The sequence below is a fragment of the Luteibacter rhizovicinus DSM 16549 genome, from assembly GCF_001887595.1.
Lineage (GTDB): Bacteria > Pseudomonadota > Gammaproteobacteria > Xanthomonadales > Rhodanobacteraceae > Luteibacter > Luteibacter rhizovicinus.
This window is the reverse complement of the sequence record NZ_CP017480.1, coordinates 2,556,152-2,574,661: the sequence shown is the minus strand read 5'-3', so window position 1 is coordinate 2,574,661 and position 18,510 is coordinate 2,556,152. Positions and strand designations below refer to the sequence as shown.

Annotated in this window: 16 protein-coding genes; 9 read left to right on the top strand and 7 right to left on the bottom strand. The window is 65.0% G+C overall.

Annotated elements, in window-relative coordinates:
• Positions 1-110 precede the first annotated feature (110 nt).
• From BJI69_RS11615 to BJI69_RS11605, 3 genes are read left to right on the top strand one after another with little or no spacing between them, the layout of a single operon-like run.
• Positions 111-665 carry an RNA polymerase sigma factor gene (locus tag BJI69_RS11615; RefSeq protein ID WP_046967025.1) on the top strand — a complete coding sequence of 185 codons (555 nt, stop codon included), beginning with the start codon at positions 111-113 and terminating at the stop codon, positions 663-665.
• Complete coding sequence (locus BJI69_RS11610; protein WP_046967012.1) at positions 662-1,087, top strand: hypothetical protein; 426 nt, start codon at positions 662-664, stop codon at positions 1,085-1,087. The genes BJI69_RS11615 and BJI69_RS11610 overlap by 4 nt, the downstream gene beginning before the upstream one ends.
• A 25-nt stretch (positions 1,088-1,112) precedes the next feature.
• Complete coding sequence (locus tag BJI69_RS11605; protein WP_046967013.1) at positions 1,113-2,021, top strand: DUF4097 family beta strand repeat-containing protein; 909 nt, start codon at positions 1,113-1,115, stop codon at positions 2,019-2,021.
• Between the two features lie 59 nt (positions 2,022-2,080).
• On the opposite strand, the gene BJI69_RS11600 is transcribed toward BJI69_RS11605, so the two are convergent.
• Positions 2,081-3,037 (bottom strand): hypothetical protein, encoded by a 957-nt coding sequence (locus BJI69_RS11600; RefSeq protein ID WP_046967026.1) that lies wholly within the window; start codon positions 3,035-3,037, stop codon positions 2,081-2,083.
• A gap of 259 nt (positions 3,038-3,296) precedes the next feature.
• Here BJI69_RS11600 and BJI69_RS11595 point away from each other — a divergent pair, with 259 nt between their 5' ends.
• Entirely contained in the window at positions 3,297-6,197 is a 2,901-nt protein-coding gene (locus tag BJI69_RS11595; RefSeq protein ID WP_046967014.1) for a bifunctional diguanylate cyclase/phosphodiesterase, read from the top strand.
• 113 nt (positions 6,198-6,310) lie between these two features.
• On the opposite strand, the gene hslO is transcribed toward BJI69_RS11595, so the two are convergent.
• Positions 6,311-7,228 (bottom strand): Hsp33 family molecular chaperone HslO, encoded by a 918-nt coding sequence (hslO, locus tag BJI69_RS11590; protein ID WP_071924941.1) that lies wholly within the window; start codon positions 7,226-7,228, stop codon positions 6,311-6,313.
• A 106-nt stretch (positions 7,229-7,334) separates the two neighbouring features.
• Here hslO and mtgA point away from each other — a divergent pair, with 106 nt between their 5' ends.
• The 3 genes from mtgA to BJI69_RS11575 all read left to right on the top strand — a co-directional run bounded on the left by mtgA (position 7,335) and on the right by BJI69_RS11575 (position 9,538).
• Positions 7,335-8,075, top strand: a complete 741-nt coding sequence (mtgA, locus tag BJI69_RS11585; protein ID WP_046967015.1) for a monofunctional biosynthetic peptidoglycan transglycosylase — start codon at positions 7,335-7,337, stop codon at positions 8,073-8,075.
• Positions 8,076-8,084: 9 nt separating this feature from the next.
• Positions 8,085-9,029, top strand: a complete 945-nt coding sequence (locus BJI69_RS11580) for a glycosyltransferase family 2 protein (protein ID WP_046967016.1) — start codon at positions 8,085-8,087, stop codon at positions 9,027-9,029.
• A gap of 80 nt (positions 9,030-9,109) precedes the next feature.
• On the top strand, positions 9,110-9,538 hold the full coding sequence (locus tag BJI69_RS11575; RefSeq protein WP_046967017.1) for a CBS domain-containing protein: 429 nt from the start codon (positions 9,110-9,112) through the stop codon (positions 9,536-9,538).
• Here BJI69_RS11575 and BJI69_RS11570 read toward each other — a convergent pair.
• A complete protein-coding gene (locus tag BJI69_RS11570; RefSeq protein ID WP_342016341.1) occupies positions 9,535-10,818 on the bottom strand; it encodes an NTP/NDP exchange transporter in 1,284 nt (427 codons plus the stop codon). The genes BJI69_RS11575 and BJI69_RS11570 overlap by 4 nt on opposite strands.
• Before the next feature lie 238 nt (positions 10,819-11,056).
• On the opposite strand from BJI69_RS11570, the gene BJI69_RS11565 reads away from it, so the two are divergent.
• Positions 11,057-12,403 (top strand): serine hydrolase domain-containing protein, encoded by a 1,347-nt coding sequence (locus tag BJI69_RS11565; protein ID WP_046967018.1) that lies wholly within the window; start codon positions 11,057-11,059, stop codon positions 12,401-12,403.
• 601 nt (positions 12,404-13,004) lie between these two features.
• Here BJI69_RS11565 and BJI69_RS11560 read toward each other — a convergent pair.
• The 3 genes from BJI69_RS11560 to gcvH all read right to left on the bottom strand — a co-directional run bounded on the left by BJI69_RS11560 (position 13,005) and on the right by gcvH (position 15,798).
• Positions 13,005-14,036: an energy transducer TonB gene (locus tag BJI69_RS11560; protein ID WP_046968569.1), complete on the bottom strand. Its 1,032-nt coding sequence runs from the start codon at positions 14,034-14,036 to the stop codon at positions 13,005-13,007.
• A 274-nt stretch (positions 14,037-14,310) separates the two neighbouring features.
• Positions 14,311-14,964, bottom strand: coding sequence for a met regulon transcriptional regulator MetJ (gene metJ, locus BJI69_RS23110; protein WP_071924940.1), 654 nt, complete (start codon positions 14,962-14,964; stop codon positions 14,311-14,313).
• 432 nt (positions 14,965-15,396) lie between these two features.
• Complete coding sequence (gene gcvH / locus BJI69_RS11550; protein ID WP_046968508.1) at positions 15,397-15,798, bottom strand: glycine cleavage system protein GcvH; 402 nt, start codon at positions 15,796-15,798, stop codon at positions 15,397-15,399.
• Positions 15,799-16,061: 263 nt separating this feature from the next.
• On the opposite strand from gcvH, the gene BJI69_RS11545 reads away from it, so the two are divergent.
• On the top strand, positions 16,062-17,231 hold the full coding sequence (locus BJI69_RS11545; RefSeq protein ID WP_046968509.1) for a DUF3103 family protein: 1,170 nt from the start codon (positions 16,062-16,064) through the stop codon (positions 17,229-17,231).
• A gap of 85 nt (positions 17,232-17,316) precedes the next feature.
• Here the strand turns inward: BJI69_RS11545 and gcvT are convergent, their stop codons facing one another.
• Positions 17,317-18,426 (bottom strand): glycine cleavage system aminomethyltransferase GcvT, encoded by a 1,110-nt coding sequence (gene gcvT / locus BJI69_RS11540; protein ID WP_046968510.1) that lies wholly within the window; start codon positions 18,424-18,426, stop codon positions 17,317-17,319.
• Positions 18,427-18,510 lie beyond the last annotated feature (84 nt).

Here is an 18,510-nt window from a genome sequence, read left to right as displayed (position 1 = left end):
CTTTTCGCCGATGAATCGGCTCCCACATTCCTTGTCTCTTAAACGCTTCTCCCCTTGCCGGCATCCAAGCTGGCAAGATGAATGCCCTATGCCTCGCCGCCACCTCCTTCATGCAGCCTGAGCTGCCTGTCGCCACGTCCGATGACGATGTGGTGCGCGCTGCCGTCGGCGGCGACCGGAAGGCGTTCGAGACGCTCTATCGCAAGCATTCGGACCGGGTCTATGGCGCCATCCTTCGCCTGGCCGCCTTCGACCACGCCCGTGCGGAAGACCTGACCCAGGAAGCCTTCATCCGCGCCTGGCAGAAGCTCGACGGCTTCCGCTTCGAGAGCGCGTTCGGTACCTGGGTGTACCGGCTGGCGGTGAATGTGGCACTCATGTCCATACGTGCCCGCAACGCCGACCCGGTCAGCATCGTCGACGATGAACATCTGCCGGACATCGCCGACCTCGACAATCCCGTCCGCGCCGTGGAGCGCGACGAACTGGAAAAGGCCATCGCGGCGTTGCCGCCGCGGGCCCGTGCCGTGCTCGTCCTTTACGACGTGGAAGGCTGGAAACACGAGGAGATCGCCATCGAACTCGGGATGGCGGTCGGCTCCTCGAAAGCGCAGTTACACCGTGCGCGCGGACTGCTCCGCCGCGCACTGGGAGATACGCCATGAATGACCTCGAATACCTCCGCCAGATGCGCTCCCTCAACCGCCCGGTCGCGCCCCGTCGCGACCTCTGGGCCGGCATCGAGGCCCGCCTCGACGAGGCGCCCGTCGCCGCCGTCCCGCGTCGCCGACGGGCGCAGCCCTGGCTGATGGCCGCCGCCATCGCCGGTGTCGCGGTCCTCGGTGGCGGCATCGGACTCCATCTCGTCGCGCCCACCGGCAGCGACGGCCTCGCCAGTACGAATGAAGTTCACTGGAAACCGACCGACCCGCGGCTCTCCGGAGCCGCGGTAGAACTCGACGCCGCGCGCATGGAGCTGACCCAGGCCATGCAGGACTCCCCCGATTCGGCCGCCCTGCAGCGTCTGCTGCTGAAGACCGAACGCCAGCGCGACCGTCTGCGTAACCTCGAAAAGCAAGCCGGCTAACATGCGATCAGCCAGGACCCCACTCATGAAAACGCTCTATCTCACTCCCCTGCTGCTGGCGCTCTCGATCGGGCAGGCACTCGCCTCGACCCCGATCAACCTGTCGAAAGACATCCGGCCCAATGCCAAGGTCAGCATCGACAACGTCAAGGGCGAGGTCACCGTGACCGCCTGGGACAAGAACCAGATCCAGGTCTCCGGCACCCTGGGCGACGGCGCCCGGCCGCTCGAGATCGAAGGCAGCGACGGCAACGTCGAGATCCATGTCGACAGCGACTCGAAAGAACATTCCATGTTCAGCTGGGGCAGCGACACCCGCATGCAGCCCACCGTACTCAACGTGCGTGTGCCGAAAGCGGTCTCCGTGGAAATCAACGTGGTGAGCGCGCCGGTCAGCATCGACGGGCTCGATGGCGGCAAGATCGAGATCAACTCGGTCAGCGGCCGCATCCGCGGCAACCTGCGTTCGCCCGACCTCAACCTGCAGACCGTCAGCGGCTCGATCGACCTGGCCGGCAGCGCCGCCAAGGCCGACCTGCAGACGGTGTCCGGCGATATCACGGCACCGACCGTCACCGAACGCGTCGAAGCACAGACTGTGTCCGGCCGCATGACGATCGGCGGCGGCCCCTGGAAGCAGGCGAACTTCAGCACGGTGTCCGGCGACACGCAGATTACTGGCGGCCCGTCGCGTGACGGCAAGATCGACGTCGACTCGATGAGCGGCGACGTCCAGCTCCAGCTCCCGTCCGACGTGTCCGCGAAGCTGGAGGCCTCCACCTTCAGCGGCAGCATCCGCAGCGATTTCGGCAGCCCGTCCAGCGGCGAGGATGGCCCCGGCAAGCAACTGAAGACCACCATCGGCAGCGGCAGCGCTCACATCCACGTCGAGTCGTTCAGCGGCGACGTTAGATTACGCGGCCAGGGTCGCTGACCGGCCTTTGTGGGAGCCGATTCATCGGCACATAAAAAAGCCGCCTTGAGGCGGCTTTTTTACAGGTCCTGGTGGTACTGGACGTAGGGGGTTCGAGACTGGTCGGGTTCGGGACCCGTGGGGCTGTTCGGTGCGGTGCCCGAGGACCAGACATTCTGCGCGCCGACGGAGAGCTCGCCGCGCCAGGGCAGACGCCAGGTGACGCCGAGGTCGATCGCGCTCCAGCGACGATCGCCGTTGATCTGATTGATCGCCGTCGCTTCGGGCTGCATCGTGCGGCCGGTGATCAGGCCGGACAGCGGACCACGATCGACACCGAAGCTCAAGGCCTTCTGGTCGACCGAGCCGATACCGAGCAGGTTGCCCGGGGTGAGCCGGATACGACCAATGCTGGCACCCAGATCGATGCCACTACGGGCACCCAGGTCGACCCGGCCGTGCGCGTTGAACTCGGTGCTCGACGACAGGGCCGTAATCGGCAGACCGGAAGCCGTCGCCAGGCCGGGCAGCACGCGAGGCAATGCGGCGCCGGTGCCCGTGGGACGGCTCGAACCGACGCCAAGACCGAGGCTGTAACCGGTGCCGCGGTAGGTGGCGCCGACTTCGCTGCCGACAATGCGCGGCGGCGCGCCAGGTGAATTGCAGAGATCGCCACGCCCGGTGCCCGAGCTGCCGCAGGACTCCACGGAATTCATCCAGCCCTGGCCGGTGATGTTCGCGTGCGCCTGGACGCGGGGACCCAGGTCGTACTGCAGGCCACTGGAAAGGAACGGACCGGCATCCACCGCGTGCAAGGCCAGCGGCTGGGTCGCATCGGAGCGATCGTCCGTCTTCAGGGCGAGCATACGACCGTCCGGTGCGCGCCAGAGCGGCACGGAACCCTGTGCGTTCTGGGCATAAGCGTCGGGTTGCTGGCCGAGCAGCCTCGAGGCCGTGGCGTCCGAACCCACCGGCGCAATCTGCCCTGCCGCGGCAAGCGGCATCAGCAATAGCAAGGTGAGAAAGGATCTGCGCATGGTCATCATATCGGCAGGTGGCTGAAATCCCCGAGGTCCCGCTTCAGCCTCGCGGAAACGCTGCCAGTGTATCGCGTTTTACGTTTTACTAACACCCCGGCGGGGCGCCCTTCAGGAATCTGCAAGGCTGCCGTTTATGACCATGGGGGAAACGATCGCTGCTGGCGCAAGGCCCCTGAGACTGGCGTCCCACGCCCATCGCGCGGCCGCCGTAACGCATATAGACTGCATCCGACCACACCGGAATCCTCGCCAGGCGATGACTATCGCTCCAACCCAAAGCCCGTCCCTCAAGGCGCCCGGTCACGGTGATAGCACCCCGTTGCACGAGGCTGTCGAGCGGTTGCTGCGGGCGGCCGAGGCCGACGTGGTCCTCAGCGAGGGCGAGGCTTTCGCTCGCCACCTGATGCCCGGCGCCCGGGTGGCCTGGCGGCCGGCCGGCGAACCCCGGTCGACGGGTCACGCCGTGATCGAGCTGGGTGTCGATCCGCAGACCGAACACGTCCTCGAGCTGCACACCGACGAAGCCGGGGCCGCCGACTCGGCCGAACTGATCGACTGGCTGGGCCGCCTCGTGTCTGTCCGGCTGAGGCAACTCGCCGAGACCGCCAACCTGTACGAGGCGATCTCGCGACTCGCGCTGGCCGAACGGCTGCAGCGCGCGTTGTATGCGATCGCCGAGCAGGCGGGTGCCGAGCACAACATGAAGGACATGATGAGTGCGCTCCACGGCATCGTGGGCAGCCTCATGTATGCCGAGAATTTCTTCATCGTGCTTTTCGACGCGCAGAACCGCACGGTGCGCTTCCCCTACTTCGTCGACTCGCTGGATCCGGACATCCCGGATCCCGAAGGCATCCGCCCGATCGATGCGATCGAGAACTCGCTGACCTGGCACGTCCTGCAGGGTGGCAAGTCGCTGATGGGCGCGAGCACGGAGCTGGAAAAGAATCTTCCCGGTCCGCGCGTGTCGATCGGACCGCCGAGCGACGACTGGCTCGGCGTACCGATGAAACGCGGCGACGACGTGGTCGGCGCACTGGTCGTGCAGAGTTATCGGGACGACACCCGCTATACGCAGAACGACCGCGAACTGCTCACCTACGTTGCCCAGCACGTGCAGACGGCGCTGGAGCGTCGCCAGGCGCACGAGGAGCTCGAGCGCCGCGTCACCACGCGCACGGCGGCGTTGCGCGAGGCCAATCGCGTCCTGCGCCAGCAGGTGCTGCAACGCCAGCGCGGCGAGCGCCTGCAAGCCGCACTGTTCCGCATCGCCGAACTCGCGAACACCTCGGACAGCATCGAGAATTTTTACGCCGCCGTTCACCGCGTGATCGGCGGCCTGCTGTACGCGCGTAATTTCTATATCGCGCTGCTCTCCGAAGACCAGAACAAACTGACCTTCCCCTACTCGGTCGACGAACTCGACGGCTCCCGCGAACCGCGCGAGCTGGGCCGCGGGCTCACCGAGTACGTATTGCGCAATGGCAAAGCCCTGCTCGCGGACCGCGAAGAGATCGATCGGCTCAATCGCGACCAGGTGCTTTCCACCAGTGGCGCGCGCTCGCTGCACTGGCTCGGCGTACCGCTGATCTGGAACGAAAAATCCATGGGTGTGCTGGCGGTGCAGAGCTACTCGCCCGAGCACACCTACAGTGCGCGCGACCAGGAACTGCTGACCTTCGTCAGTTACCACATCGCCAACGCGCTGCAGCGCAAGTACACCACCGAGTCGCTCAAGCAGGCTTACGCCAGCCTCGAACGCCGGGTCACCGAACGCACGCGCGCATTGGCCCTGGCCAACCGCGACCTGCGCGAGCAGATCGCGGAGCGCGAGCGCGTCGAGCGCCGGCTGAAGTACGAAACCCTGCACGATTCGCTCACCGGCCTGCCCAACCGCACGCTGCTGTTGCAGCGTCTGGAGCAGGCACTGAATCACTACCGCGAGAATCCCGCCGATCTCTTCGCGGTGCTCTTCATCGATCTGGACCGCTTCAAGGTCATCAACGATTCGGTCGGCCATCTGGTCGGCGACGACCTCCTGTTCCAGGTGGGCGGCCGCGTACGCGCCTGCCTGAAGACACGCGACGTGGTCGCGCGCCTGGGTGGCGACGAATTCGCGGTGCTGGTCGAAGGCATCACCGATCCGCAGGCGGCGACGCATATCGCCGAACGCATCATCGCGCAGCTGCAGACGCCGTTCCGCCTGGGGGCGAAGGAGATCTTCACCTCCGCATCGATCGGTATCGCGCTGCCGACACCGGAATACACGCGCCCCGAGGAACTGCTGCGCGACGCGGACTCGGCCATGTACCGCGCCAAGGACGAAGGCCGGCACCGTGCGGCGGTCTTCGACGATCGCCTGCGCCGTGAAGCGCTGTCACTGCTCGAACTCGAAGGCGATCTTCGCCGTGCGCTCACGCGTAACGAATTCGTCCCGTTCTACCAGCCGATCGTGGATCTCGAGAACAGCCGCGTCGTCGGCTATGAAGCCCTGCTGCGCTGGCGTCATCCGGAGCGCGGCCTGCTGCCGCCGGGCGACTTCCTCTCCGTCGCCGAAGACACCGGCTGCTCGGAAGCCATCGACTGGCAGATCTTCGAGCAGGTGGCACGCCAGGTGCGCGCACTCACGCGCGACGAAGGCTTTGTCAGCATCAACGTCTCGGGTAGCCATTTCCGTTCGCCCGATCTCGACCAGCGTCTGCTCGACCTGTTCGCCGAGCACGGCGTGCCGGCCCGTTGCGTACGCGTGGAAGTCACCGAGCGAGCGCTGCTGGAGAACCCGGCACAGGTCAAGCGCATTCTCGAGAACCTGCGCGACCACGGCGTGGGCATCGCGCTGGATGATTTCGGCACCGGGTATTCGTCGCTGAGCTATCTGCATCAGTACCCGATCGAAACGCTCAAGATCGACCGCTCGTTCGTGATCGAACTGCCCTCCGAAGACACCGAAACCGACGCGCACAGCACCGCGGTGGTCCGGGCGATCCAGGCACTGGCCAATTCGCTGCGCATGCAGGTGATTGCCGAAGGCATCGAGACCGAGTCGCAGATGCGCGCCCTGCGCCGCATCGGCTGTCGCTTCGGCCAGGGCTTCCTGTTCGCCCAGCCGCAGCCGGCAAGCAAGTGGCTGGCGGCGCCGCTTTCCCTCGACGCCTGAAAAGCCACCTGCGGCGGGTGGCTTTTTGTGGGAGCCGATTCATCGGCGATTGGCGCTAGGGCTTCACCGCTCCGTTGGCTTTTCGCCGCTGAAGCGGCTCCCACATATCCAGATTACTGCAGGGTCGAGGGGGCTGGCGGGGTTTCCACCTGCATGAGCAGGCGTTCGGCGTCGACGCGGTCGAAGACATAACGCGTGGCACAGAATTCGCAGACCACTTCGATCTCGCCGTCGCGGTCGTCCAGCGTGGCTTCCACTTCCGTCCTGCCGAGCGCACGCAGCATGCCCTCCACGCGCTCCTGCGAACAGGTGCAGCCGAAGGCGAGGCCCTTCGCCTCGTAAACGCTCACGGTCTCTTCGTGATACAGCCGGTAAAGCAGTTCCTCCGGCAGGATCGACAACATCTCGGAACTGCTCAACGTGTCGGTGAGCATGCCGACCCGCGCCCAGGCGTCGTCATCCTCCTCGGCCGCACTGTGGCCACCCTCGCCCGCGATCGGCTGCAGCATGAGCCCGACCGCGTGATCGGCATTCGCCGCGAGCAGGATGCGCGCCGGCAGCTGCTCCGATCGCTCGAAGTAGCTCTCCAGCGCCTTCGCGATCGATGGCTCATCCAGATCGACAACACCCTGGTAGCGCCCACGGTCGACCTGACCGATGGTGATCGCGAGCAAGGCATTTGGCAGCTCGTTCAGGTGCAGGGCCGTCGGCAGGGTGTCGGCGTCGTAGCGCGCCAAACCGCGCAGATGCCCCTGATCGGTGCATTCGGCGAAAAGCAGGCGCAGCGCGCCCTCGCTCTTGAACTCCAGCGAAAGCGATCCGTCGAACTTGATGTTACCCGTGAGCAGGGCACTCGCAGCCGCGGCTTCGCCCAGCGTGTTGCGAATGTCGGTGGGGTAGTCACCACGGGAAACGATCTCGCGCCAGCTGGCGCCCAGACGCACGAGCACGCCGCGGACGCCTGCTTTCTCGAGCATGAAGCGGTGAAGCACGTCTTCGGATGGCAGGGTTTCGACGATCGAATCGGTCACGGTGGCCTCCTGGTGATCCGACGAAAGATGGGGCCGTGCCGGCGCGCCGACAAGACCGGCACACGCGGGGCCCCTATACTGCGCCATCCCTTGCCACCGCGCTGACATGAGCCCGACGCCTCGCTCGCTGCCCATTCGTATTGCCCGCATCGTCGGCCTGGTCCTGCTGGCCTGGCTCGTCCTGTCGTGGCTGGTCGTACTGGTGCTCCGTTTCGTGCCGCCCTGGACCAGCGCGATGATGATGGAGCGTCGTGTCGAGGCGCTCGTTGCCCGCGAACCCGACTTCACGTTTCGCCATCGTTGGGTCCCGTGGGATGCCGTGTCGCCCGAGGTCGGCCTGGCGATGGTCGCCGGCGAAGACCAGAAATTTCCGTTTCATCACGGCTTCGACATCGACGCCATCCAGGACGCCATCGACGCCTCGGATGAAGGCAAGCGCCTTCGCGGCGCCAGCACGATCAGCCAGCAGGTGGCGAAGAACCTCTTCCTGTGGAACGGCCGCAGCTTCGTCCGTAAAGGCCTGGAGGCCTATTTCACCGTGCTGATCGAGGCGACCTGGCCAAAGCGCCGGATCCTCGAGGTCTACATGAATATCGTCGAGCTCGGTAACGGCATCTACGGCGTCGGTGCGGCAAGCGACGTGTTCTATCGCAGCCCGCCCGATCGTCTTGGCGTGACGCAGGCGGCACGACTGGCTGCCGTCCTGCCCAATCCGCGCCGCTTCCGCGTAGACGCGCCCAGCGCCTATGTGCAGAAGCGCACGGCCTGGATCGCGCAACAGATGGGCCAGTTGGGCGGCCCCGCCTACCTCTCCCGCCCGGCCCCTGTCGCCGGCCGCGTTCGCTAAAGGATCGAGATGACGTTCTCACTGGCCATCGTGGTCCCTGCCTACAACGAGAGCGATGTCATCGACATCTTCCATGCCCGGATCGGCGCCGTACTCGACGGTATCGATGCCACGGCGCGGGTGATTTACGTGGACGACGGCAGCAGCGACGACACCTGGCAGAAGCTGAGCGCGATCGCGAGCGCCGATACACGCGCCATCGCGGTCCGGCTTTCGCGCAACTTCGGCAAGGAGGCCGCCATGACGGCGGGCCTGGACGCCGCCGACGCCGATGCCGTCGTGGTCATCGACGCCGACTTGCAGGATCCTCCCGAACTGATTCCGCAGCTCATCGCGCGCTGGCGCGAGGGCTTCGACGTGGTCTATGCGACGCGTGGTGAGCGTGACGGCGAAACCCGCCTGAAGAAATTCACCTCAGCCGCGTTCTACCGCGTCATGGAGCGACTTTCCGACACGCCGTTGCCACGCGACACCGGCGACTTCCGCTTGCTTTCGCGACGCGCTGTCGCTGCCCTGGGCGGCCTGCGCGAGCGCCAGCGATTCATGAAGGGCCTGTTCGCCTGGATCGGCTACCGGCAGACCTCCGTGGTCTACCACCGCGACGCCCGCCATGCCGGCACGACCAAGTGGAACTACTGGCGGCTGGGCAACCTCGCGATCGAAGGCATCACCTCGTTTTCGGCAGCACCCCTGCGCGTCGCCACCTGGGTCGGCCTGTCGGCTGCCGTCATTTCTTTCCTCTACGGCATCTGGGTGCTGATCAAGGTGGTGGCCTGGGGCGATCCGGTACGGGGCTACCCCACCCTGATGGTGGTCATCCTGTTCCTGGGCGGCATCCAGCTCCTCGCCCTGGGCATTATCGGCGAATACGTCGGCCGGACCTATGCCGAGACCAAACGGCGGCCGCTGTATTACGTGGAATCCCGCCTCGGCGGCGAACCGCCGGTCGCCTGATGGCGACCCCCACCGCCGCCGCGACCGGCGCTACACTAAGCCATCGCGGCGACGCGCCGCCTCCACTCGGAGGGTCGAGCATGCAGCAGGTCAAGCATCTCCTGGAATCGAAGGGCAAGGAGGTCTACGCGGTGGCGCCCGACGCGCCGGTGTACGACGCGATCCGCCAGATGGCCGAGAAGAACGTCGGCGCGCTCGTCGTCCTCAAGGGCAGCGAACTGGTCGGTATCGTTTCCGAGCGGGACTATGCCCGGAAAGTCATCCTGAAGGACAGGTCGTCCCGCGACACGCCGGTAGGCGACATCATGACGCCCACGGTGGTTACCGTGTCGCCCAGTGCGACGGTCGATGAGTGCATGCGACTGTGTACCGACGGCCGCCTGCGCCACCTGCCCGTACGTGACGGCGACCGTGTCGTCGGCGTGATCTCCATCGGTGACCTGGTCAAGGCCGTGATCTCCGAGCAGAAGCAGACGATCAACCAGCTCGAGAGCTACATCACCAGCTAGGTATCCGTGTCGCCCGACTCCGGAAGCAGGTCGGGCGATGTGGCGGCGCGACGGGCCACGATCGTGGCCACGCCGCAGAGCGCCGCACTGATCAGGCCCAGCCCTGCAATGCCGACGCCCAGTCCGCGCAAGGCGGTCAAGCCGGTCGTGACCAGCAGGTCGCCGAAGCGCCACACCGTCGTCTCGATGAAGTTCTTGCCTTTGTACCGGGCATCGCGAGGCATGCGCGTGTAGAGCGCGTCGGATGCCGGCTTGGTCATGCCGAAGGTCATGCCGCGGGTACCGACCTGCACGATGGTCAACAGCGAGACGACCGAACCGAAGACGGCGATATCGGCAGGTCCGTAGATGCCCAGCAGGGCCAACAGGACGAAGTTGACCACCGTGGGCAGCAGCATGGCCCAGAGCGTGCCCAGGCCGCGAAGAATCAGCGGTGTGACGGTCAGCTGCAACAGCGCGCCAAAGCCGTTGATCGCCAGGTCCAGGTCGGCGTAGAACGCCGTGCGCTGGGCGATGCCGGGATAATGCACTTTCGTGTAGTCGGCCATCAGCGCATAGGCCAGGGTGGCGATGCCGTCGCTGAGCAGCATGAGGATCGCCATGTAGCGAAGGAACGGCTGGGCGAAGGCGGCCTTCGCGCCGTCCAGCAACGAGCCACCCATGGGTGCGCCGCCACTCGTGTCATTAGCGGTGCCGCCCGTCAACACGCCCAGGAGGAGGCCTAGCGCGATCAGCAGCGCGGTCGCCGACACGACCAGTAGTGCCGGCACCCCGATGCGTGCGACGAGCATGGAGGTCAGCAGGGGCCCCACAAGCGCACCCGCCATGCCACCGAAGGCGATGAATGGAAACATCAGCCGTGCCTGGACGCTGCGATAAATATCCGCCATGAAGCTCCAGAACAGCGACACGACGAACAGGTTGAACACGCTCACCCAGACGAAGAACACGCGGCCGAGCGCGACCGCACCGATGCGGTCCTGGGCGATGAAGGCAGGGATGAAGCCGACCAGGCAGGCGGCGAAGAACAAGTAGCTGCCGAGCAAGACCCGCTTGCGCGAAAAACGCGAGACCAGCCAGCCGAAAACGGGGGTCAGTGCGAGCATCACCACCAGCACGATGGCGTAGAACACAGGCAGCGACGATGACCCCGCCGCACCGACCAGCTGGTCGCGGACCGGCCGGATCACGTAGTACGAGGTCATCACGCAAAAAAAGGCGATGACCGAGAGGGCCAGGGTCATGCCCTCGCCCATGACGGCGTGTCGACGTGTATTCACAAGTGGCCGACTTCGGTCCGGTGGGAGCTGACGAAAGCCTATCACGCCCCTGTGGGAGCCGATTCATCGGCGATGCCCTCCCCCACCCTGGAATCGCCGATGAATCGGCTCCCACATTCGGCAACCCCAATCCGTTGTCCCCGGCCCCTAAGTAAAAGACAATGAGGAGCACGACGATCAGCGCGCTGACGTCCCCCTTTCCGCGGCGTGTCCCCACGCCTCGACCCGCGAGATAAGCATGTCGTTTCGTTCCGCTTCCCTGCTCGCTTGCGCCATCGCCTGCGCCGTCGCTGCTCCCTTTGCCATGGCTGCGCCGCCGCCACCGCCGAAACCGCCGGTGGTTCACGTCGATCCCGAATCCGCCAAACTGCCGCCCGAGCGCATCAAACAAACCGTCGAAGACTACAAACGCTGGCTCGATGCCGCCGAAGCGCGCGACGCCGCGCCGGCGCTCGTCACGGCCGTCATCGTGGACGACAAGGTCGTCTATGAACGCGCCTTCGGCTACGCCAATGCAAAAACCAAAGAACCCGCCACGCCGGAAACCGTCTTCCGCCTGGCGTCGCTGTCGAAAGCATTCGCCACCGGCGTGACCGCCGTGCTCGTCCGCGAAGGCTTCCTCAGCTGGGACACCAAGCTGATCGACACCATCCCCTATTTCAAGCTCAAGGACATGCAGGCGGCACAGCAGGCCACGGTCCGCGACATCCTCGGCCAGCGCCTGGGCCTGCCACGCAACACCTACGACAACATGCTCGAAGCCGACATGCCGTACGAGGAACTCGTGCGCAAGCTCGACGAGGTGGATCTCTCCTGCAAGGTGGGTGCGTGCTACGGCTACCAGAACGTCGCCTTCAGCATGATCGGCGACGTGATCTACGCCACCACCGGCGATTATTTCTTTCGCCAGGTGGAGCGCCGCATCTTCGCACCGCTGGGCATGACCACCGCCAGCTACGGACGCGACGCCCTCGAGGCGAGCAAGAGCTGGGCACGGCCACACCGCGGCGGTCCGCATAACTGGATTCCCTACGAGCCCAACGACAGCTACTACCGCGTCGCCCCCGCCGCCGGCGTCAACGCCAGCCTGCGCGATATGGAGCAGTGGCTGATGGCCCAGATGGGCGGTCGCCCCGACGTGCTGCCCACGCCCTCGCTGGACGTGCTGCACGCACCGGAGGTCGCCACGCCCTCCGAGGTGCACTCCCTGCCCTGGCGTCGCGCCCGCGTCACCGATGCGCACTACGCGCTGGGCTGGCGCGTCTTCAAGTACGCCAACGAAGACCTGATCTTCCACGCGGGCGCCGTCTCCGGCTACCGCACGATGATCGGCTTCTTCCCGAAATACCACGCGGGCGTGGTGACGATGTGGAACGGCGCGGGCCCGATCCCCGCCGGCCTGATGCCGATGGTCTTCGACGATCTCCTCGGCCTCAACCACGTCGACTGGGCCGGCGTCGAGGGCTCGGTACACACCGCCCCCGCCACTGCGCCGACGAAGAAAGCAGCGACGACGAAGAAGGCTGCTGCTTCGAAGAAAGCTGCGCCAGCCAAAGCGACCACGAAGAAAAAGAAGAAGCCCTGAGCGTCAGCTATCGGTGATCTGGAATGACAGCCCGCTACGCGGGCTCGTGCATCCAGCGGCGTTCGCCGCATCACCCTCGTGCTGCTGGGGAGTCGCTTCAGCGGCGAATCCTCTGGCTCTGGGGCCTTCGAGGGAGGCCTTTCATCGCATCGGGCGAGCGGTTGAACCGCCTGCATGATGCGATGTTCGGCCCCGTTCGCAATATTGCGGTTGAGGGTTCGCCGACATAGTCGGCTCCTACAGTTGGGTCGCACGCTTGTGGGTGGTGCGCTCGACCACATGCCACCTCAGTGTTCGGTGCCGCGAGGGGCAAGGCCCTTGGGGCCGCATGAGCTGAGGGCGGCCCCGACTCACTACGGAGCGAGAGAACAGCTACCGCCCGCCTCGAAGAGCTGCGCCGGCGGCCCCAAGGGCCTTGCCCCTCGCGGTTTTCGCACCGCCCCGGCCGTGATGCGGCGAATGCCGCTGGATACATGAGTCCGCGAAGCGGGCTATCCGCTTAAGAGGCTGAACCCGGCACCTTGGTAATCGCCGCTGAAGCGGCTCCCACATGAATCAGTTCGGGCTCAAAAAAAACGGCCCCTTGCGGGGCCGTCTTGGTTTACCTGCCGAGGTTGAACTGCAACCGTCGGCGGAGCGTGACGGAAATCGCCTCGCCGTTTCGACTGGCCGGCTTGAACTCCCACTTGCTCACCGCGTCGATCGCCGAGCGGTCGAACACGTGCTTGGGTTGCGCATCGACCACCGAGACATTGCCCACGGTGCCATCGGCGCCGACCGTCATCTCGACGTCGACCCAGCCTTCCTGGTTCGCACGCATGGCCGCCGTCGGGTAGCGCGGATTCACCTGGCGAATCAGGACAGCCTCGCTGATGGACTCGTCCGTCGCAGCGCGTGCCGCAGGACGTGGTGCCGCTGCAACGGGTGCGGCCGCGGCGGCGGGCTGCTGCTGGGCGACACGGGCGGCCTGCTCACGCGCCGCCTGCTGACGCTGCGCCTCGGCGGCGGCCGAGGCCTGCTGCTCAGCCAGCAACTTGGCGGCGCTGGTGGCGTTCTGCTGAGCCAGCTGCTGGGCTTTCTGCGCGTCGAGCGCCTGCTGCTGCTCGCGGTCCAGCGTCTTGCGCTGGGCATCGAGCTTGGAACGCAGAATGGTCAGCGTGTAGTTCTCGGGATCCGCCTTGGCGAGCAGGTCGATCTCACGCTGGGCTTCGGTGAAGTCCCGCTGGTTGATCGTCTGCTCGGTCGCCGCGGCGCCGTATGAGAAGGTCTCGCGCAAGGCATCGGCGGCGACGGGGTTGCCCGGCTGCTTCTGCAGCACCTTCATATAGAACTCGAAGGCATTGTTGCCTGCCGGCGCGACGAGACGCTGCTCGTTCATCGCCGTGCGGGCTTCGGCCAGGAGCTGGTCGGTGCTGAGTGCGTCGACGTTGGCTGGCGTATCCCGCGTCGCCCCAGGCTTGGTCGCTGCGGCGGTGGCCGGCGTGACGCCTGCATTCGCGTCGCGATAGGGTTTGATGATCAGAAACCAGGCCGCGACTGCCAGCGCCAGAACAATGGCGATGACGGTGAGTGTCACGGGATTGACGGCGCCGCGCGCGCAATGGCGCGACGGAATGCGATGACGATTATCCATGGCGGTCGAAAGCGGACTCCGCATAGCGCGCGCCCCCTGATGGCTTGACGCGAAGAACCCCCCGTCCCCCGCAGCGCGATGTGGCGACAAGGTAACCGTAATAGCCCCGTGAATCCAGCACGGCGGTCTAGGAGGTTTTCCCGGGGCAAGAAACCGCACCCTGGAAATGAATAACCCCGGCAGGGCCGGGGTCAAGGTTTCGAAGTGTCTCCCCGCGCTGGGCACCGCGGGGAGATAATTCGTAACGAGCTTTCTTATTGGAAGGTGACGCTTATTACTTGGCGGCCTTAGCAGCCTTGGGGGCCTTGGCAGCACGCGGTGCCTTAGCCGGCTTGGCAGCCTTGGTCGCGCGAACGACCTTGGCGGCCGCAACCTTCTTCGAAGCAGCCTTACGCGGAGCGGCGGCCTTGCGCGGTGCTGCCTTGCGCGCCGTCTTCTTTACGGAAGCCTTCTTGACGGCCTTCTTGACCGCCTTCTTGGCAGCTACCTTCTTGACGGCAGCCTTGCGGGCGACCTTCTTGACAGCAGCCTTCTTGGCCGGCGACTTGCGGGTCGCAGCCTTCTTGACCGCGACCTTACGGGTCGAGGCCTTCTTTGCCGGCGACTTGCGCGCGGCGGTCTTCTTCACGGTGGACTTCTTCGTCGCCTTTTTGGCGGCGGACTTCTTGGCAGTGGCTTTCTTGGCAGTGGCCATGGTTCGTCTCAGCTCCTCATCAGTTGGCAGTGGTTGCCCAGTAAAAGCATGAAGGAACGCTTCAACCAGCAGATCGCTGTTCGTTGCGTGCCTTAAATTGTTCACCTGGCGGCGAGTACGTTCATCGGAAAGCAGTCGAAGCACGTGAAGCGGAATGGACACAGTGATCTTGCGAACCGCTCCCGCTTTGTTGCCGTGTTCGACGTACGGCCTGATGAATTTTCCTAATTCCATATCGGGTTCCCCGTCAATTGGTGCAAAAGCTATTCCTGAACATATCCGCTGTCAATAAACTTTGGCTATGAATTGAAGACGTTGCGGATGCATACCTCCTCCGTCCGGGTCCACGCTCGGGCCGTGGCGAGGGGTTATCTGTTACGTCCGGAAGTGAATGGACTGCCAAAATAAAAAACACTGGCGCAGATAAATGGTTCAGCAAATAGCTTAAATAATGATGTTTTTTCGTTCGTCGGCGCGAACAATGAGTCGACGACACATGGCGGCGGACGAAAAAAGAGGCGCCGTCCGACACGGTCTGTCGGGGGCGATTTGGCGGATGAACGAAGCGCTACCGAGGGTGAAAAAAAATTTCGCCGAAGGGCCGTTCCGGACAAAAAAATGCCGGTCGAGGACGACCGGCATGCGAATCGAACGTGCCGAGTAGGATCAGTGGTCGTCGCTCTCGGCGATCTCGGCATACTCGTCGGCCGTCAACAAAGCGTCGAGTTCGGACTTGTCGTCGAGCTTCAACTTGAAGATCCAGCCGTCGCCGTACGCGTCTTCGTTGATCGTTTCCGGCTTGTCGCTGAGGACCGTGTTGACCTCGGTGATTTCACCCGAGACCGGTGCATAGATGTCGGAGGCGGCCTTGACCGATTCGACGACGGCGACGCCGTTCCCCGCCTGGACGCTGGAGCCGACTTCCGGCAGTTCGACGTAGACGAGATCGCCGAGTTCGCCCTGCGCGTGGTCGGAGATACCGACGGTGACCGTGCCGTCCTGCTCGACGCGCACCCACTCGTGGGTCTTCTGGAATTTCAGGTCGCCGGGAATTTCTTTATCGCTCATGGGGAGTTCCTCGTTGTATCGGGGCCGGGGCGGGTTGTGCGCCGGTCAATTGTACCGGGATGCGCGATGGGGGAAAGCGCGCCAGGGCCTCCGCTTACATAAATGCAGACCGCCCCCCTACATCCCGCGTTCACAGCGCTAGGTAACTTCGCACCGAGCCTAGGCCACGGCCGACACCTCGACGGCAATACCTTCCCCCATTCGAGGTCATTGCCCGATTGCAACGTCATCTGACCACACAGCCACCCATCAGGAGCTCCCCCGTGAAACGGATTTTCAAAGCAGGCGTCATCGGTACCGCCATCGCCCTGACCCTCCCGACGTCTCTCATGGCAAAAGACGTCACCAACATGGACGAAGCCCGCGAGGAACTGGCTCGCGGCGTCGCGACCCTCGCGGCCGATCCGGCGTTCGACAGCGCGCTGCGCGAACACATCGCCAAGGGAAAGGCCTCCCTCGGTGAGGTCCTGAGCGACGTGCACACGCCGTCCAGCGCGGGCACGGTCAGCCTTCTACGCGACCTCGAACGCAAGGCGATCGAGCTACGCGGCCTCACCGGAGCGCTGGACGCACTGATCGACGTGCGCGTTCACGGTGTCGGCCGCGATGCGCCCCTGCCGGCAACCGATGACGTATGGGTGGGAACGGTGAGCCGCGACCCGGTGTCTGGTGCCAGGCAGGTCGTGGCGTTCGATGCCGCGGGTGCAGAGCACCACTACGACCTCGAGGCCGTGCCGGCCGTACCCATGCTGATCATCGAATCGGACAGCGGCGCCGCCATTCGCGCCGGCACCACGGTGATGAACGAGATCCTGCGACAGGGTGGCGTGCAGGCGGCGCATCGTCTGGCGGGGTCCTCCCACCCGGGTGTGTCCGGCGTCGAAAGCGACGCGAAGGTCGAGGAACTCACGCTGCTCAAGCGCATCTATCTGGAGAAGGACCATGAGCCGGACATCCAGGGCGACGCGGAAATCTTCGCCATCGTCTCGGGTGTGGGCAAGGACGGCAAGCCGCAGCTCATCACCAAGGACATGCCATGGCTGGACCATGACAAGCGCTGGTATACGCCGGGTATGGACCTGATCAACTGGACGGACTACGGCACCAACTACGTCAACGTGCAGCTGTTCGAGGAGGACGGCAACACGAACTTCAAGGCGCTGGCCGAGTCCGTCCTGGTCGCCGTGGGGGACCTGTCCCTCCTCATCTCGCCGGAAGCACCGCCGGCCCTCATTGTCACCGGTGTGACCAAGATCGCGAACGAGATCCTCAAGGCCATGCCGGCGGTCTGGTTCGAAAACTCGAACGATTACGTCGAGTCCTTCTACGTGATCGAACGCGGCGGGAACTACGGTACGGAGGCGAAGCCCCTCGTGGGTGCTCGCGGCGAAGCCCGGATGGTGCTCGCCCCGCATGAAGTGAAGAACCGCTGAGGCAAGGTCGCCTTTCGCAACGACAAAGGGGCGGCCTCCCGGCCACCCCTTTGTCGTTGACATATATATATGAGTGACGCGCGGATCAGCCGTCGACGATGCCCGGCATCGGCTGACCGTCACGGACGAAGGGGAACTTGACGATACGTACCGGCACTTCGCGGCCACGGATATCCACACGAACGTCGCCATGGTCGCCCACGGGCAGGCGCGCGAAGGCGACCGACTTACCGAGGGTCGGCGAGAAACCGCCCGACAGGATTTCGCCTTCGCCGTTGGCGGCGATGACCTTCTGGCCGTGGCGAAGCACGCCCTTCTCGTCCATGACCAGACCGACCATCACGCGCGGCACGCCGTCGGCCTTCTGCTTCTCGAGCGCCTCGCGGCCGATGAAGTCGCGCCCCTCGTCGAGCGAGATGGTCCAGGCGAGTGAGGCTTCCCAGGGCGTGACCGTCTCGTCCATGTCCTGACCGTAAAGATTCATCCCGGCCTCGAGGCGGAGCGTATCGCGCGCACCGAGCCCGGCCGGAGCGACGCCCGCCTCACGCAGGAGATTCCAAAGCTCGACCACGCGCGTGTTCGGCACGACCACTTCGAAACCGTCCTCGCCCGTGTAGCCCGTGCGTGCCAGGAACAGCGGCATGCCGTTCGGGCCCTCGCATTCGATCGCGGCGAACTTGCCGAGCTTGCGTGCCTTCTCGCGGATGTCGTCCGGCAGCAGGCCGATCAGCTTCTCGCGGGCGTTGGGGCCCTGAACGGCGACCATGCCGAATTCCGGGCGCTCGCGCACGGTGATCCCGAAGGCCGTGGCCTGCTTTTCGATCCAGGCCAGGTCCTTCGCCCGCGTGGCGGCGTTGACCACGAGACGGAAGAAATCCTCACGCAGGAAGTAGACGATGAGGTCGTCGATCACCCCGCCGGTCTCGTCGAGCATGCAGGTGTAGAGCGCCTTGCCCGACTTGGTCAGCTTGTCGACGTTGTTGGCGACCAGCTTGCGGAGAAATTCCCGGGTGCGTTCGCCGGTGAGGTCGACCACGGTCATGTGCGAGACGTCGAACATGCCGGCGTCCTTGCGCACCGCGTGATGCTCGTCGATCTGCGAGCCGTAGGCGATCGGCATGTCCCAGCCGCCAAAGTCGACCATGCGGGCGCCGAGTTCACGGTGGGAGGCGTTGAGTTCGGTCTTGTCGGTCATCGTCGTACCTTGCAGGGGAATGTCGGCGGGAACAGCCCCGCATTATCGGCCCGCAAAGGCCATCAGGCCAAGCGCAAACGCAGC

Coding starts and splice junctions, on each gene's coding strand:
- BJI69_RS11615 (WP_046967025.1), top strand. CDS start 111: ATGCAGCCTGAGCTGCCTGTCGCCACGTCCGATGACGATGTGGTGCGC.
- BJI69_RS11610 (WP_046967012.1), top strand. CDS start 662: ATGAATGACCTCGAATACCTCCGCCAGATGCGCTCCCTCAACCGCCCG.
- BJI69_RS11605 (WP_046967013.1), top strand. CDS start 1,113: ATGAAAACGCTCTATCTCACTCCCCTGCTGCTGGCGCTCTCGATCGGG.
- BJI69_RS11600 (WP_046967026.1), bottom strand. CDS start 3,037: ATGCGCAGATCCTTTCTCACCTTGCTATTGCTGATGCCGCTTGCCGCG.
- BJI69_RS11595 (WP_046967014.1), top strand. CDS start 3,297: ATGACTATCGCTCCAACCCAAAGCCCGTCCCTCAAGGCGCCCGGTCAC.
- mtgA (WP_046967015.1), top strand. CDS start 7,335: ATGAGCCCGACGCCTCGCTCGCTGCCCATTCGTATTGCCCGCATCGTC.
- BJI69_RS11580 (WP_046967016.1), top strand. CDS start 8,085: ATGACGTTCTCACTGGCCATCGTGGTCCCTGCCTACAACGAGAGCGAT.
- BJI69_RS11575 (WP_046967017.1), top strand. CDS start 9,110: ATGCAGCAGGTCAAGCATCTCCTGGAATCGAAGGGCAAGGAGGTCTAC.
- BJI69_RS11565 (WP_046967018.1), top strand. CDS start 11,057: ATGTCGTTTCGTTCCGCTTCCCTGCTCGCTTGCGCCATCGCCTGCGCC.
- BJI69_RS11560 (WP_046968569.1), bottom strand. CDS start 14,036: ATGGATAATCGTCATCGCATTCCGTCGCGCCATTGCGCGCGCGGCGCC.
- metJ (WP_071924940.1), bottom strand. CDS start 14,964: ATGGAATTAGGAAAATTCATCAGGCCGTACGTCGAACACGGCAACAAA.
- gcvH (WP_046968508.1), bottom strand. CDS start 15,798: ATGAGCGATAAAGAAATTCCCGGCGACCTGAAATTCCAGAAGACCCAC.
- gcvT (WP_046968510.1), bottom strand. CDS start 18,426: ATGACCGACAAGACCGAACTCAACGCCTCCCACCGTGAACTCGGCGCC.